11 protein-coding genes are annotated in these 15,133 nt (G+C 71.3%); 6 read left to right on the top strand and 5 right to left on the bottom strand.

Translation table 11 applies throughout. From position 1 onward, the window contains the following. From bcsA to ACO057_RS03060, 3 genes are read right to left on the bottom strand one after another with little or no spacing between them, the layout of a single operon-like run. Complete coding sequence (gene bcsA / locus ACO057_RS03070) at window positions 1–4,575, bottom strand: UDP-forming cellulose synthase catalytic subunit (protein ID WP_421988879.1); 4,575 nt, start codon at window positions 4,573–4,575, stop codon at window positions 1–3. Then, window positions 4,572–5,381: a cellulose synthase operon protein YhjQ/BcsQ gene (locus tag ACO057_RS03065; RefSeq protein WP_421988878.1), complete on the bottom strand. Its 810-nt coding sequence runs from the start codon at window positions 5,379–5,381 to the stop codon at window positions 4,572–4,574. The genes bcsA and ACO057_RS03065 overlap by 4 nt, the downstream gene beginning before the upstream one ends. A gap of 7 nt (window positions 5,382–5,388) precedes the next feature. Continuing rightward, entirely contained in the window at window positions 5,389–5,910 is a 522-nt protein-coding gene (locus ACO057_RS03060) for a hypothetical protein (RefSeq protein WP_421988877.1), read from the bottom strand. A 191-nt stretch (window positions 5,911–6,101) separates the two neighbouring features. Between ACO057_RS03060 and ACO057_RS03055 the strand changes: the two genes are divergently transcribed. After that, window positions 6,102–7,508, top strand: coding sequence for an alkaline phosphatase family protein (locus ACO057_RS03055; protein ID WP_421988876.1), 1,407 nt, complete (start codon window positions 6,102–6,104; stop codon window positions 7,506–7,508). 56 nt (window positions 7,509–7,564) lie between these two features. Further along, complete coding sequence (locus ACO057_RS03050; protein ID WP_421988875.1) at window positions 7,565–8,449, top strand: sulfurtransferase; 885 nt, start codon at window positions 7,565–7,567, stop codon at window positions 8,447–8,449. 13 nt (window positions 8,450–8,462) lie between these two features. Here ACO057_RS03050 and ACO057_RS03045 read toward each other — a convergent pair whose 3' ends face one another. Together ACO057_RS03045 and ACO057_RS03040 are read right to left on the bottom strand one after the other, a co-directional pair. Then, window positions 8,463–9,641, bottom strand: a complete 1,179-nt coding sequence (locus ACO057_RS03045; protein WP_421988874.1) for an alpha/beta fold hydrolase — start codon at window positions 9,639–9,641, stop codon at window positions 8,463–8,465. A 38-nt stretch (window positions 9,642–9,679) separates the two neighbouring features. Further along, window positions 9,680–10,624, bottom strand: coding sequence for a transglutaminase family protein (locus tag ACO057_RS03040; protein ID WP_421988873.1), 945 nt, complete (start codon window positions 10,622–10,624; stop codon window positions 9,680–9,682). 99 nt (window positions 10,625–10,723) lie between these two features. Between ACO057_RS03040 and ACO057_RS03035 the strand changes: the two genes are divergently transcribed. The 4 genes from ACO057_RS03035 (at window position 10,724) to ACO057_RS03020 (ending at window position 15,127) form a co-directional block, all read left to right on the top strand. Beyond that, window positions 10,724–11,413 carry a winged helix-turn-helix domain-containing protein gene (locus ACO057_RS03035; protein WP_421988872.1) on the top strand — a complete coding sequence of 230 codons (690 nt, stop codon included), beginning with the start codon at window positions 10,724–10,726 and terminating at the stop codon, window positions 11,411–11,413. Between the two features lie 142 nt (window positions 11,414–11,555). Then, the gene (locus ACO057_RS03030; protein ID WP_421988871.1) at window positions 11,556–12,875 is read left to right on the top strand and encodes a sensor histidine kinase; all 1,320 of its coding nucleotides are present in this window, start codon (window positions 11,556–11,558) and stop codon (window positions 12,873–12,875) included. 130 nt (window positions 12,876–13,005) lie between these two features. After that, the gene (locus ACO057_RS03025; protein ID WP_421988870.1) at window positions 13,006–14,553 is read left to right on the top strand and encodes a Do family serine endopeptidase; all 1,548 of its coding nucleotides are present in this window, start codon (window positions 13,006–13,008) and stop codon (window positions 14,551–14,553) included. Window positions 14,554–14,710: 157 nt separating this feature from the next. Beyond that, on the top strand, window positions 14,711–15,127 hold the full coding sequence (locus ACO057_RS03020) for a MucR family transcriptional regulator (RefSeq protein ID WP_421988869.1): 417 nt from the start codon (window positions 14,711–14,713) through the stop codon (window positions 15,125–15,127). Window positions 15,128–15,133 lie beyond the last annotated feature (6 nt).

Here is a 15,133-nt window from a genome sequence, read left to right as displayed (position 1 = left end):
TCACGAAGGCGTGCGGGCACGCAACCTCGAAAGCGACCTGCGACGCAGCATCCAGAAGAACGGCACGCCGATCAGCGCAGCCGCGCCCAGCAGCAGTAGCAGCACCCGCTCCGGATGCTCGGCCAGCCAGACCTGCGGCCACATCCACCAGGGCAGCCGGCCGACGCGATAGGGCGTCTGCGTGCTGAAGCTCTGCATCGTTCCGCCCGAGAGCAGCGCGACATCGCCCTGGATGCGCGGCGCCAGCACGGGATCGCGCAGGGCCACGACCAGCCCGGCGATGGCGACCGGCGTCACGCCCGTCAGCGCCACCACGGAGCGGCCGGCCTGCAGCGGGCTTTCCGCGCCGAGCAGCATGGCCATCCCCTCCCCGCCGCTCTCATTGACGATGGCGCTGGCGCGGCCGCGCTCGGCGCTGGTCGGCGCGTCGAGGAAGACGGCGCGCACGTCCTGGATCGCGTCCGGCAGAGCGAGCGTCAGGCGTTCGCCCTCGATCCGCACGGGCGTGTCGCGCAACAGGGTGGTCAGCGCCGGGTTGCGCCCGAGCGTGCCGATGACGAGCAGATCGCGCTGGGCGACGGATTGCAGCCCGCCCGGCGTCACCACCTGCAGCCCCGTCGCGGGCAGGCCCACCGTCGCGGCCAGCTGGCCGATGACATCGAGAAAGGCGGTCAGCTCCACCGGGCTCGCGCGTTCGGGCAGCACCACGGCAGTGTTGGAGAGGTCGGCCATCCGCGTGAAGGGGAAGCCCGAGGAGGCGAAGAAGCCGAGATTGGGCATGCGCGCATGGCGATGCGCGCGCCGCAGGTCCACCGTGCTGCTGGGCTCGATCGCGGCGCGCACGTTCTGGGGCACGCCCACGCAGTCGCCGCGCGCCAGAGGCTGCATGTCGAAGCGCAGCTGCAGCTCGTCGCGGCCCAGGATGAGATAGGGCGGGATGTTCACCCGGCCGCTGCGCGTCTCCGTGCTCGCGGCCAGGCCGACCGCGTCGGAGAACCAGTCCCAGGCCCCGGTCATGCTGGGGAAGATCGGCGCATCGGCGAGCCGGAAGGAGCGCAGATAGACGCCGGAGACCGAGGCATCCAGGCGGGCCGAGGCGACGTCGACCACCGGTCCCGGCGGGGCGCGGTACTCCAGATTCAGCGGGAAGCCGCGATTGCGCCAGGTGAGGATGTCGGGCGCGGTGCGCAGCGGGACGCGGATCGGGCCGGGCGAATAGCCCGCCGATTGCAGGTCCTCGCGCGAGAGGAGGCTGCCGAGCTCCACCGGGCGATCCGTGCGGATCCAGCGCGGCGCGTCATAGGGCTGGCGGCCGGGGATGGAGGGCGCCACCACCCGCGCCACCTCGCCCGAGAGCGCGGCGCGAGCCGCGACCAGGGACTGCGCCGCGGCGACCGCCTCGGCCTCGCTGCGCCCGCCGACGATGAGCAGCGTGCCGAAGGCGTCGGTCGGATTGGCGACCAGGGCCAGGGTCGGCCCCTCCATGCGCGGCAGGGTGACGCCGGGGACGGAATCCACGCCGACGGCGATCACGATGCCGTCGCCCCGCTCCGGCACGGCGCGCGAGACCGGGAAGGTCGCGCCGCGATAATCGGCCTGGACGGCAAACCAGGAGGCGGCGATGGCGGCGGCGCGCAGCCCGGCCGGCCCTAGCGTGTCGGGCAGGACCATGGGCAGGGTCACGATGCCCTGGAGGATGCGCCGGTCGAAAAGCGGCTCGGGCAAGCGCGCCAGCTCACGCTGCGGCGGCAGTCGCTCGATCCGCATCTCGACGGTGGACTGGTCGGAAACGGTGGCCCAGAGCAGGCCGGAGAGCGGGTCGTTGCACTCATTGGTGTAGCGGCCGGCGAAGCGGAAGTTCAGCCGGTTGACCTCGGCGAAGTAGAGGGGGTCGAGCGGGAATTCCATCGGGCCGAAGGCCTGGCGCGCGGAATCCATCGGGATGGTGCCGACGGGCTGGTCGTTCAGCGTGATGCTGATCTGGCTGAGATTGGGGATGAGCTGAGGCGAGGCGCCGCCGGCCACGTTCATCCGCGCCTCGGTCACCACTTCGTCGCCGCGCAGGCCGAAGAGAACGCCCTGGAGGTCCGCGGTGCCGCGCAGCTGCATCGGCCCGCTGAGACCGAGTTCCTTCAGCGTGCGCGTCACCACCCGCGCGCCGGGCGGCAGCGCGTTGGCGAGAGCGGGATCGGGAATGGCGGCCGGGGGCGGCGCGGGCACCGGCAAGGGCGCGCTCCCCTGGGCCAGAACCCCCTGGCCGACATCGCCTTGTACGCCCCCTGGCGCGACCCCTTGCGCCGCCGCCGGCGCGGCGAGGCCGAGCCCCGCGGCGAGCAGCAGCGCCACCGCCGTTTCCATGGCCGGCCTGGCCGCCCTCGTCACGGGGCGGCGGGGCGCCACCACATCCGAGACGCGCGGGGCCTGCGGCTTGGCGGGCCCGATGGGCTTGGCCGCGCGCAGGATGCCGAAGCGGTACTTGCGGAACACGGCGTCAGCCGTGGCCAGGACGACGTTGAGAAGCGAGCGCAGGGGTTTGTCCTCGGGCCAATGGTCCCAATAGAGCCAGGCATCCGGCCGGCCGAAGAAGGCCCGCACCACGGCGGCCTCGGCGGCGATGTCCTCGATGACGAATTGCAGATAGGCCTCGGTGCCGTCCCAGCGGATCACCTGGGCAGTGAGCTCGACGATGTCGCCACCGGTGTCGAAATAGACCTGCACATGGTCGCCCTCGGCGACGCCGATCGCCCGCTCCAGGTTGAGCCGTGCGCCGGAGAGCGAAAGATTGGCGCTGTGCGCCGCGAGCAATTCGCCGCTCGGCAGGCGGATCTGCGCCGGCAGGTCGGCCTCGACGCGGGCGCGCAGGCGGGACTGCTCGCGCTCGCGGCCCACGGCCACGCTGGCCGACAGCGGGATGAGGCACATGCCGGCCCAGATCGTGTTGAGCAGATAGGCGTTGCCCTCGATCGAGCCGAACTCCGAGGCGAAGCAGCCCCAGAGCCCGATGAGGAAGCCCGCGCCCAGCAGCACCAGCATGACGAGGTTGGGCAGCACCGCGCGGAAGTCGAGATAGCCCGCCTCCAGGATGCCGCCCTTGTCCGTCACGTTGAATTTTCCTTTCGACGGATCCCACAGCGTCATCAGCGTCACGGGCAGCAGGGGCACCGCCAGGGACGCTTCGTAGATCTCGGACCAGAAGGAATGGCGGTGCTTGCCGTTGAGCCGTGCCGTCGTGCCGACGGCATGAAACATGTGGCTGCCGGCATAGGCGATGATGGCGAGCGGGCTCGCCGCGATCACGCTCTCGCCAAAGAAAAGAAAGGCCAGCGGCGAGGTCAGGAAGATCACGCGCGGGAGGGAGAAGAGGAAGCCGAAGCCCGCGATGAAGTAGCAGAAGCGCTGCGCCCATTTCAGCCCGGGCGCGAAGAGCGTGTTCTCCGTGCGCATGATCTGTAGCATGCCGCGCGCCCAGCGCAGCCGCTGGCCGATATGCAGCGCCAGGCGCTCGGTCGCCAGGCCCGCCGCCAGCGGGATGCGGATATAGGCCGTGTGCCAGCCCTTCTGCTGCATCTTCAGCGCGCAGTGGCAGTCCTCGGTGACGGTGACGTGGGGCACGCCGCCCACCTCCTCCAGCGCCTCGCGGCGGATGACCGCGCAGGAGCCGCAGAAGAAGGCCGCGTTCCACAGGTCCGATCCGGGCTGGATGCCGCCGTAGAAGAGCAGCCCCTCATTGGGGACGAGGCGCTGGCGCGCGAGGTTCCGCTCGAAGGGATCGGGCGAGTAGAAATGGTGCGGCGTCTGCACCAGGGCGATGCGCTTGTCGCGCACGAGCCAGCCCAAGGTGAGCTGCAGGAAGGCGCGGGTCGGCGCGTGGTCGCAGTCGAAGATCGCGATATATTCGCCATCGGTGTGGCGCATCGCGTGGTTGAGATTGCCGGCCTTGGCGCCCTTGTTGTCGGGGCGGATGATGTAGCCGCAGCCCGCCTCCTCGGCGAATTCGCGGAATTCGGGGCGGCGGCCGTCATCCAGGATCCAGACGTTCAGCTTGTCGCGCGGGTAGTCCATGTTCATCGCGGCCAGCACGGTCGGCCGCACGAGGTCGAGGCCCTCGTTGTAGCTGGGCACGTAGACGTCCACCGTCGGCCAGGTCTCGGGGTCGGCGGGCAGCGGCACCGGCTTGCGGTCCAGCGGATAGGACGTCTGGATATAGGAGAGCGTCATCAGGATGCCGGCATAGAGCTCGGCGGCGAAGAGCCCGGTGCCCAGCGCGGTCTGCAGCAGGCTGTCGAATTCCAGCGTCTCGGTCGCGCGCCAGAAGAGATAGCGCGAGCTGATCATCACCGACATCACCACCAGGATCATCCCCATCTTGCGGGATTCGCTGCGGTTGATGACGAGGAAGGCCGCGATGCCGCCCAAAGTGAGCCAGACCTGGCCCATCTCCTCGAGCGGGACGGTGATGTAGAAGAAGGCGCCGATGAAGCCCAGCACCGTCGCGCCCAGGCGCTTCAGCCGCGCGAGGCGCGGCGCGGGACCGGGGAAGGTCTGAACGAACTCGGAAAATCGCTCGCCGCTCAAGGCTGCCTCCATTCGAACAGGCCCGGATTGCCCTGCGGATCGGCGCCCGGCAGCCTCAGGCGCCGCAGGATGGCGTCGGCCAGGACGTCGAAATCCTCGCCCGCGCCCTCCTCGCCCTCGATCAGCATCCGCTTGTCGGCCAGGGCCTCGGCGAGCCCCTGGTCGCGGCAGATGGCGCCGATCAGCCGCTTGCCCAGCGCGTTCTGCGCCATCTGCATCACGGCCTCCGAAAGGGGCTCGGCCTCGTCCACCTGGTTGAGCACGAGCACGGCGCGGTCGGCCGAGCGGCTGGCCAGGGTGCCGCGCCCGAGGAAGCGGTTGCTCGCGATCTGCGGGATGATGGCGGCGCTCCCGCCATCGGCGAGCAGCACCAGCACCAGCAGATCGAGCATGGGGGTGATGGCGGTCAGCGCCGCATTGGGGCCGGGCGGGCTGTCCACGATCACGATCTGGTCGGGCGCCGAGAGCATGTCGCGCACCGGATCGGCCAGCAAAGCGGGGTCCTGCGTGAGGGCGACGGCGAGCTCGAGCGTGCGCAGGGGGTCCTGCGGGCCGAAGGGGAGAAGACGCACCCCCAGATCGGTCTCCATCACGCAATCCTGCCAGGCCGGACGGGCGGGCAGGTCGCAGACGAAGCGCCCCTCCTCGCGGATGGAGACGCCCAGATGCAGGCGCAGCGCGTTCTGCGGGTCGAGGTCGATGGCGATGACCTTGTAGCCGCGCCGCGCCAGGATCGCCGCGACATGGGCGGAGATCGTCGTCTTGCCGACACCTCCCTTGGGCGAGGCGAAGGCAATCAGCGGCATGAAGTGCTCATAGAAGATCTCCCGGCCGGCCGCGGCCGGTGCGGGCGCGCCGGGGGCGCATCTCGGTCTGGATGTCGTCGAGCAGCGCGAAGCGGCGCGGGCCCTCGGCCGGCCTGGGCGGGGGCGGCGGCGCGACGGCGGCGGCGGCCTCGGCGAGCATGCGAAGGCCCCCGGCGGGACGCGGTTCGGCCGAGGGTTGCGGTCGGGACCAGCTCGGCGGATCGGGGATGGGCGCGGGAACCGGGGCGGGCGGCATCGCGGCCAGGGGCGCCGTCATGGGGGGCGCCGCCGGCGGTGGCGCCGTCATCGCCACATGCGGCATCGGCGGCGGCAAGGCGGGCTCGGCCTCGGGCGGTGCGATCGTCGGGGCGATGTCCGGAGGCGCCTCGTCGGACAGGGCTTGCGGCGGGACAACGGCTTCCTGCCCGACGACGCGCGCCGACGCCTCGAAAACGACCGGCGGGAAGGCGACGTAGCGGAAATCCCGCAGGCCGGACACCTTCATGACGTTGGCGATTTCCCGCTCCAAGCTCGCTGGTCTCCTTTTGCGCGCCACGGCCCGAAGCCCCGGCGCCCGGATACACCAGCGACCGGAGCAGGCAGCATACCGCAGGAGAGTTGCAGCATGCCGATTGGATTCGCGCCAATCTTCCCCGTTCCGTCTCATGACGAAAGCGCGGCAAGGGAGCATCCTCGCCGCATTGGAAAAGGGTGACCGGGATGCGCTTCGTCATGATCGTGCTGGATGGGCTCAGACCCGATCTGGTCACGCCGGCCCGGATGCCGGCTCTTTCGGCGCTGATGGCGCGCGGCACGCGCTTCACCGAAGCGCGCAGCGTATTCCCGAGCGAAACGCGGGTGGCCACACCCTCGCTGGTCACCGGCTGCCGGCCCGCCTCGCACGGCATGGTGGGCAACACCGTCTTCGACGCGGCGCTCGCGCCCGATCGCCTGTTGCGCACGAAGGACCCGGCGGATTTCCTGACGCTCTCAGCCGGCCGGGAATCGCCGCTCCAGCGCCTGACCATGGGCGAACGCCTGGCCGCGGCGGGGCGCAGCTTCGCCATCGTCTCCGCCGGCACGCCGGGTCAGACGCTGGTGGCCGCGCCCGCCGCGCAAAGGCTCGGCCAGTTCCGCTGGAACGCGGCCGATCTGGACACGGAGGACGCGAAGGCCGCCGCCGAGCGGGTCGGCCCCACGCCGCCGGCCGCCGTGCCCAATCTCGCGCGCTCGCGCCATGCCTGCCGGGTGCTGACCGAATTCGTCCTGCCGGAGCTGAAGCCGGATGTGGCGCTGTTCTGGTGCCCCGAGCCGGACGTGTCCTTCCATTATCGCGGGCTTGACGGGTCGGACACGCGCCTGGCCATGGCCGAGGCCGATGCCTGCGTGGCGACCATCGTCGCCTGGCGCGACGCGCAGCCCGATGCCGGCGAGATCGGGCTGGTGGTGCTGTCCGATCACGGCCACGTCACGGGGCCGCGCAAGGTCTCGCTCGCCAAGCGCATGGCGGAAGCGGGCCTGCCGGCGAGCGACGGCGGAACGGACATCACCGTCGCTCCCGCCGGGGCGCCGGGCATCTGGCTGCGCGACAAATCCCTCGCGCCGCAGGTTGCGGACTGGCTGGCCCAGCAGGACTGGTTCGGCGCGCTGCTGGCCAATGATCCGTCCATCCTGCCCGGGCGCGTCGCGCCGCTGGCCCTGCTGGACGCCGGGCACGCCCGCTCGGCCGATCTCGTGGTGCTCTTCGCCGGCTCGGAAGGGCCCGACCGCTTCGGCCTTCCCGGCGAGGCCCCCTTCGACGCGGGCGACGTGCCGGAGGGCGGGGGCATGCATGGCGGGCTGCACCGGCGCGAGCTGGCGACGGTGCTGGGCTTCGAGGGCGGCCCCTTCCGCATCGGCGCGAAGGTCCGCGCCATGGCCGACCTGACCGACGTGGCCCCGACGCTGCTGCACCTGCTGGGCGTGTCGATCGAGGGCATGGACGGGCGCCCGCTCCGCCCGGCCTGGGACGCGGAGGCCGATTCCGTCGCCGATCCGGTGCGGATCGAGCTGCCGGGGGCCTATGTCCTCGACGGCGGGCGCCAGGACGGGCGCTTCTATCCGACGGCGCTGGTGCGGCGAAGCTGACGCCGCGGGAGAATATGGGCCAAGCTCCCGGCAACACCCATCCGGAGGTTCCGCCCATGTCGACCACCGCCCGCTTCGCCCATCCCGAGGCCATCGTCGGCACGCAGTGGCTCGAGGATCACCTGCGTGATCCCGCGCTGCGCATCTTCGACTGCACGACCTACCTGCTCTACGAGACGGGCACCGGCCGGCCCTATCGCGTCGAGAGCGGGCGCACGGACTACGAGGCCTCGCGCATTCCCGGCGCGGCCTTCCTCGACCTTCAGGGCGATCTCTCCGACCGCGCGAGCCCCTTCAACTTCACCATGCCCGCGCCGGAGGTCCTGGCGGCGAGCCTCGCGGCCAAGGGGATCGGGCGCGGGATGCGCGTCGTGCTCTATGCGCGCAAGAACATGCAATGGGCCACGCGCGTCTGGTGGATGCTGCGCGCCATCGGTTTCGACGATGCCGCCGTGCTCGATGGCGGCGTGGACAAGTGGCTGGCCGAAGGACGGCCGGTCGAGACGGGCAGCGTGGATTATCCGCCATCGAGGCTCGCCGCCCGGCCGCGCGAAGGCCTCTTCGTCGGCAAGGCGGAGGTGTCGGCGGCCATCGGCGACGGCGGCGTCTGCACCATCAACGCCCTCGCGCCCGATCTGCACAGCGGCGAGAACCCGCGATACGGGCGCGCGGGCCGCGTGCCCGGCAGCGTCAACGTACCGGTGGGCACGCTGGTGGACCCCGCCACCTTCGCCTTCCGCGCGCCGGAGGATGTGGCCAGGAGCTTCGCGGCCGTGGGCGCCGACCGCTCGAAGCGCATCATCCTCTATTGCGGCGGCGGCATCGCGGCGACGCTGGATGCCTTCCTTCTGCACCAGCTCGGCCATTCGCAGCTGGCCGTCTACGACGCCTCGATGAGCGAATGGGCCAAGGACGACGCCCTGCCCATCGAGCGCGATTGAGGGCGCGGGGCGCTCAGTCCGAGCGCCCCTCCCGCCTGCGCGCGGCGTCCTGCCCGCGCAGGAATTCGAGGACGAGTTCCACCGTGGCCTCGGGCTGTTCCTGCTGCACCCAATGCCCCGCGCCCGGCACCAGATGGCAGCCGCGCAGATCGGCGCAGGCCGTGCTCTGCATCGCCTCGAAATCCCCCGGCTTCTGGTACACGCCCCAGTCGCTGGCGCCGGCGATGTAGCAGGCCGGCACCTCGATCCGCTTGCCGCCGAAGAGCCGCATCTCCGCCCCCACCAGCCCGCTCGTGGTGCAGCGATAGGATTGCAGCCCGCCCTGGAACCCCGTGCGGCCATATTCCATCGCATAGACAGCGAGGTCGCGGTCCGGCAGCCAGGCATTCGCCGCGACCTCGGCCGCGCCCGGCATCTCGGCGGCGACCGTCTCCGCCATGCCGAGTTCGAGCGGCATGATGTAATAGGTCGGCATCTTCGCGAGCTCCGACGCCTCCCAGCCCGCCAGGCGATAGGGCTTGTTGGCCGTCCAGTCGGCGCTCTTGTGGTGGTAATAGGCGCGGATGAAATCCGGCAGGCCCTGTCGCGCGAGCCACATGTTCGCATTGGCCTCGCGCGTGGAATAATACCACTGATAGTGCTTGCGCGGCGGATCGAGCCGCGCAAGCGCCTCGTTCATCCCGCCCGAGGCCAGCCCCGCCGCGCCCTCGGGCTTCGCCTGCTCGCCCAGCGGCCAGGGGCGCGGGCCGCCATAGGGCGCGCTCATCAGCACCACCGAGCGGAAGACATCGGGCCGCGAGATCGCGCAATTGCCGGCGACGGGCGAGCCGAAGTCATGGCCGATCACGCCCGCGACCTGGCTGTGACCGAGCGCCGCGACCAGGGCCAGCGCATCGCGCACGTAGTTGAGCGGGCCGAAGCTCTGGATCTCGCCGTCGAATTCCGCGACCCATCCGGTGGTGCGCCCATAGCCGCGCTGGTCGGGGGCCACGACATGATAGCCGGCCTCGGCCAGCGGGAGCATGACGTGCCGCCAGGAGAAGGCGAGCTCGGGGAAACCGTGCAGCAGCAGAAGCAGCGGCCGCCCCGCCTCGCCCGCCTCCAGCACGTGCATGTGCAGCCCGTTCACATGGGGCACGAAGCGCGAGCGGATCCCCGTGGGCAGATGGGCGGCGTCGAGCGGTTCATTCATGGCGGATCCTCCGTTTGGCCGGAGAATAGGCCCGCCCGTCACAAGGACGGAAGCGCACCGGGATCGACGCGCCGGACCTCGACCGACACCTCCATGCCGAGGAAGTCTTCCGGCTGGCCGATGAAGCTGCCGCTGATCGGCGGCGCCTGGCGGATGTCGCGCACCGTGGCCACGCGGATGAGGTCGCTGCTGCCCATCAGGCCGTTGGTCGGATCGAAGGGAATCCATCCCGCGCCGGGCAGATAGACCTCGCACCAGGCGTGGGTGGAACCGGCGCCGAGCAATGCGCTCTCCTCCGGCTCGCGCAGATAGCCGCTGATGAGCCGCGCGCCGAAGCCCAAGGCGCGGCAGGTCTCGATCATCAGCACCGCGAAGTCGCGGCAGGTGCCCGAGCCGCCGTCGAGCGTCTCCAGTGGCGTCTGCGTGCCGGCCTCCTCGCGGGCGCGATAGGTGAAGCCGGCCTGGATGCTGGCATTGATGTCGCGCAGCAGGCCGAGCGTGGGCGTCGGATAGGCCGCCACGAAGCCCTGCCCCCAGCGCAGGACGCGCCCGCCGGGATCGGGATATTGCGCGATCATCATGTTGCCGAGATCCGCGCGATCGTCCGAGGAATAGAGGAAGGGCCAGTTGCGCGCCTCGGGCGCGATCTCGGCGGCGAAGTCGCGGCCGCGCTCGTCGCCGAAGCGCTCCACGACGAGGTCGCTGCGGATGACGAGCTCGCGCGTCGCGTCCTCGAACTCGGCCATGGCGATGCTGTTGCCGAAGACGTCGTGATACCAGCGCAGCTTTCCCACCGGCGACAAAGTGAGCGTGGCGGAGAGCAGCCGCATGTCGTGGCTGTCGTGCGGGCGCAGCATCAGCCGCTGCGGGCCGAGGGTGACCGGCACGGCATAGCGATAGGTGGTCGTGTGCGTGACGGCGAGGACGTCGCGCGTCTGGGTCGTCGCGGGGCTGTGGATCGCGGCGGGAGCGGGGTCGGCCATGGGGCTTCATAGCACTTCCGGCCGGCCGGAGGGCGCAACTCTCCCGCCAGGCCGCGATCCGTGGCAGGCTCGGCGGTCCATCAACCTGCGCGAGCGCCCATGCGGATCCTCCTGATCGAGGACGACGAGACCACAGCCAGCTACATCGCCAAGGGCCTGCGCGAGGAAGGCCATGTGGTCGATCACGCCAATAACGGCCGCGACGGCATGTTCCTGGCGATGAACGAGCCCTTCGACGTGATCGTGACGGACCGGATGCTGCCGGGGCCGGACGGCCTGTCCATCATCCGCGCCACGCGCCTCGCCGGCATCACCACCCCCGTGCTGATGCTGACGGCGCTCGGCGATGTGGAGAAGCGCGTGGAGGGGCTGGAGGCCGGGGCGGACGACTACCTCGCCAAGCCCTTCGCCTTCGCGGAGCTGCGCGCGCGCATCCGCGCCCTGGCCCGCCGCCCCTCGGGGCCGCCCGCGGAACAGTCGGTGCTGAGCCTGGGCGAACTGCGGATGGACCTGCTGCAGCGCACGGTCACACGCGGCGCGCGCAAGCTCGAACTGCTGCCGACGGAATGGCGCCTGCTGGAATTCCTGATGCGCCATCCGGGCGAGGTCATCACCCGCACCATGCTGCTGGAAAAGGTCTGGGACTTCTCCTTCGATCCCACGACGAATGTGGTGGACGTGCATGTCAGCCGCCTCCGCCGGAAGCTGGACCTGCCGGGCGAGGCACCGATGATCCGCACGGTGCGCGGCGCGGGCTACGCGCTCTCCGCCCCTGGCGCAGAGGGATGACCACCCAAGGTCGGTGCGGGCGACAGGAATCCGGCCGCACAGCGGCCGGCGCCGCCCCCTCCACCCTCTGGCCAGGCACTACCGCAGCGCGGCGAAGCCAAGCCGCCGGAGGGGGCGCCCGGCGTCTGAGGGCAAAAGAAAAATGAGAAAGCTTTCCAGCTTCGCGCTGCGGGCGGCGACGGCTTCGGCGGCCGTCATGCTCGTGCTTTCGCTGCTCGGCTCCTATTGGGGCTGGTGGCGCGCGGAGGGCGCGCTTCGCCAGCAGCTCGACCTCGCCATCGCCGCCGAGGCCGAGGGCTTCGTGCGCGAATTCGAGGAATCCGGCCTGCGCGGCCTGGCCATCTCGGTCGAGACCTATTCGCGCCGGCGCGGCCCGCTCTTCGTCGCGCTGCTGGCCCCCGACGGGCGGGTCATCGCCGGGCGCATGCCCCAGGCGCCGCCGCCCCTGCGCGGCTTCGCCAACCTCCCTGGCACGGGCGAGCGGCCGAGCCTTCGCGTGCTGGGCGGCACCCTGCCGGGCGGAGGCACGCTGCTCGTCGCGGCGGATCTCACCCCCGTGGACAACGCCGCCATGGCCCTGGCCTGGACCCCGCCCATGGCCGGCGGCGCGGCGGCGCTGCTGGCGCTGATCCTGGGCTTCGTGGCGGCGGGGCGGATGGCGCGGCGCCTGGCCTCGGCCTCCGCCGCCGCGCGCGACGTGATGGAGGGCGACCTCACCCGCCGCCTGCCCCTTAGCGGGCGCGACGACGAATTCGACCAGCTGACCGAGACCTTCAACGTCCTGCTGGGGCGGATTGAGACGCTGATGATCGCCCAGCGCCAGGTGACGGACGACATCGCCCACGACCTGCGCAGCCCCCTCTCCCGCCTGCGGCAATTGCTGGAGGGCGCGCTGGCCGGCCCGCGCGACCCGGCCGGCGACGCGGAGGTGCTGGAGCGCGCAATGGCCGAGCTGGACGGCGTCCTGGCAAGCTTCTCCGCCCTGCTGCGCATCGCGCGCGCCGAGAGCGGCGTGCTGCGGCAGGGCTTTTCCGTCCTGGACCTCTCGGCGCTGGTCGAGGGCTGCGCGGAGATCTACGCGCCCGTCGCGGAGGATGCCGGCAAGGCGCTGCACACGCAGATCGCCCCCGGCGTCACGCTCATGGGCGATGCGGCGCTGCTGCGCCAGGCCGTGGTGAACCTCATCGAGAATGCGGTGAACCACGGCGGAACGCGCCTCACCCTGCGGCTGCTCGCCGAGCGGATCATCGAGGTCGAGGATGACGGCCCCGGCATTCCCGCCGATGAGCGCGAGGCGGCGATGCGCCGCTTCCACCGGCTGGACCGCAGCCGCTCCACCCCGGGCACGGGCCTTGGCCTCGCCCTCGTCGCGGCGGCGGCGCGGGCGCATGGCGGCGCGCTGACGCTGGAGGACGGCGCCGATGGGACGGGGCTCAAGGCGCGGCTGAAGCTCGCCCCCTGAGGCCACGGCTCGCGGAGAAGTCTGACAAAGCTGTCATGGTCGGTCCCGCTCTCCTCCAGCGTCCAGGGTCCAAGGTCCGCTTCGTCAAAACGGGCTGGGTCCCGCAAACCGACGAATTGGAGACGCTCTCATGACCACCACCACCTCCCGCCGCCGTCGCGCCGGTTTCGCCGCGATCCTCATGGCCGGCACCGCGCTGGGCAGCCTCGCCTTCTGGGAAGGCTCGGCCGGCGCGCAGAGCGTCCAGCCGATCAACCCGGCCCCCATCACCCGCGCGCCCGCCGTGGCGCTGCCCGGCTTCGCCGACCTGGTGGACCGCGTCCGCCCCGCCGTCGTGACCATCACCGCCACCGAGCGCGTGGCCAATGCCTCCGCCCGCTCGCCCTTCCCCGAGGGCAGCGAGCAGGACCAGATGTTCCGCCGCTTCTTCGGCGACCAGGCCCCGCAGCGCGGCCAGGGTGGCCCGGGCGGCGAGCAGCGCCAGCGCGGCGGCCGTGCCCTCGGCTCGGGCTTCGTGGTGAAGGCCGACGGCATCATCGTCACCAACAACCACGTCGTCCGTGACGCCGGCACCGTGACCGTGACGCTGGAGGACGGCCGCGAGCTGCCCGCCCGCATCATCGGCCGCGACGCCCGCACCGACATCGCGGTGCTGAAGGTCGATGCCGGCGCGCCCCTGCCCTTCCTCGAGCTCGGCGACAGCGCCCGGGCCCGCGTGGGCGACTGGGTGGTGGCCGTGGGCAATCCCTTCGGCCTCGGCGGCACCGTGACCACGGGCGTCGTCTCGGCGCGGGGCCGCAACATCGGCCAGGGTCCTTATGACGACTTCCTGCAGATCGACGCCTCGATCAACAGCGGCAATTCGGGCGGCCCGCTCTTCGCCCTCGACGGCTCGGTCATCGGCGTGAACACGGCGATCTTCTCGCCGACGGGCGGCTCGGTCGGCATCGGCTTCGCCATCCCGTCGAACATGGTCCGCCAGGTCGTGGAGCAGATCGAGACCAACGGCCATGTGGAGCGCGGCTTCCTCGGCGCCACCACGCAGACCCTGACGCCGGCGCTCGCCACCGCCATGCGCCTGCCGCGCCCCGAGGGTGCGCTGGTCGGCGACATCCAGGCCGAAAGCCCCGCAGCCCGCGGCGGCCTGCGCCCCGGCGACGTCGTGACCAAGGTCGGTGACACCGCCGTCACCAATCCGCGGGACCTGGCCCGCCTGATCGGCGACAGCCGCCCGGGCAGCACGGTCCAGCTGACCGTGCAGCGCGACGGCCAGAGCCGCGACCTCAGCGTGACGCTCGTCGCGCTGCAGGACGGCGAGGGCAGCCCCGCCCGCGACGGCAAGCCGGGTCAGCGCGGCGAGCGCGAGCAGCAGCGCGGCGGCCCGGTGGGCGTCGCACTGGCCCCGATCGACGCGCAGGCGCGCCAGGCCCTGAACCTGCCTGACGGCGCCCGCGGCGCGGTGGTCGCGAGCGTGCGCCCCGAAAGCCCGGCCGCCGAGGCCGGACTGCGCGAGGGCGACGTGATCGTGGGTGTCGGCAGCCGCGACGTGGCCGATGTGAATGCCGTCGCCACGGCGATCCGCGAGGCCGGCCGCACGCCGGGTGCCGCGGTCGCGCTGCGGATCATCCGCGAGGGCCAGAGTGCTTTCGTGGCGGTGCAGATCCCCGCGCGGGGCTGAGCCGAGCCGTCCCGGGCCCCTCCCCCTCTCTCCGGGGGCCCGGGCCACTGCGCCACGCAGGCCGCCCCCCGGCCTGCGTGGCCTTTTCTTTGTGAGGACTCCGTACCAACATGGCTATCATTGGTCGCAATTAACAAAACAAAAGGCCTAAAGCTTCATGTCCGATAGTAAGACTGCCGAGGATCTGCTCGGAATCACCGCCGGCATCGTCGCGGCGCATGTATCCCGTAATACCGTTTCAACAAATGATCTGGCCCGATTGATCGCCGAGGTGCATCGCACGCTCGCGACGCTGGCAACGCCGACGCCCCCGCCCGTGGCCGTCGAGCCTTTGGTGCCGGCGGTGTCGGTGCGGAAATCCATTACGCCCGAATATCTGATCTGCCTCGAGGACGGAAAGAAGCTGAAGATGCTCAAGCGGCACCTTCACGCCGCCTATGGCATGACGCCCGATGTCTATCGCGCGAAATGGGGCCTGCCGGCCGAATACCCGATGGTCGCGCCGAACTACGCTTCCCGCCGCTCGGAGCTCGCCAAGGGCTTTGGCCTGGGCCGGAAAAAAGCCGCCGACTGAGAGCCC

The organism is Roseococcus sp. (assembly GCF_965227005.1).
Lineage (GTDB): Bacteria > Pseudomonadota > Alphaproteobacteria > Acetobacterales > Acetobacteraceae > Roseococcus.
The sequence above is the reverse complement of the archived record's forward strand: the minus strand, read 5'-3'. Positions and strand labels throughout refer to the sequence as shown.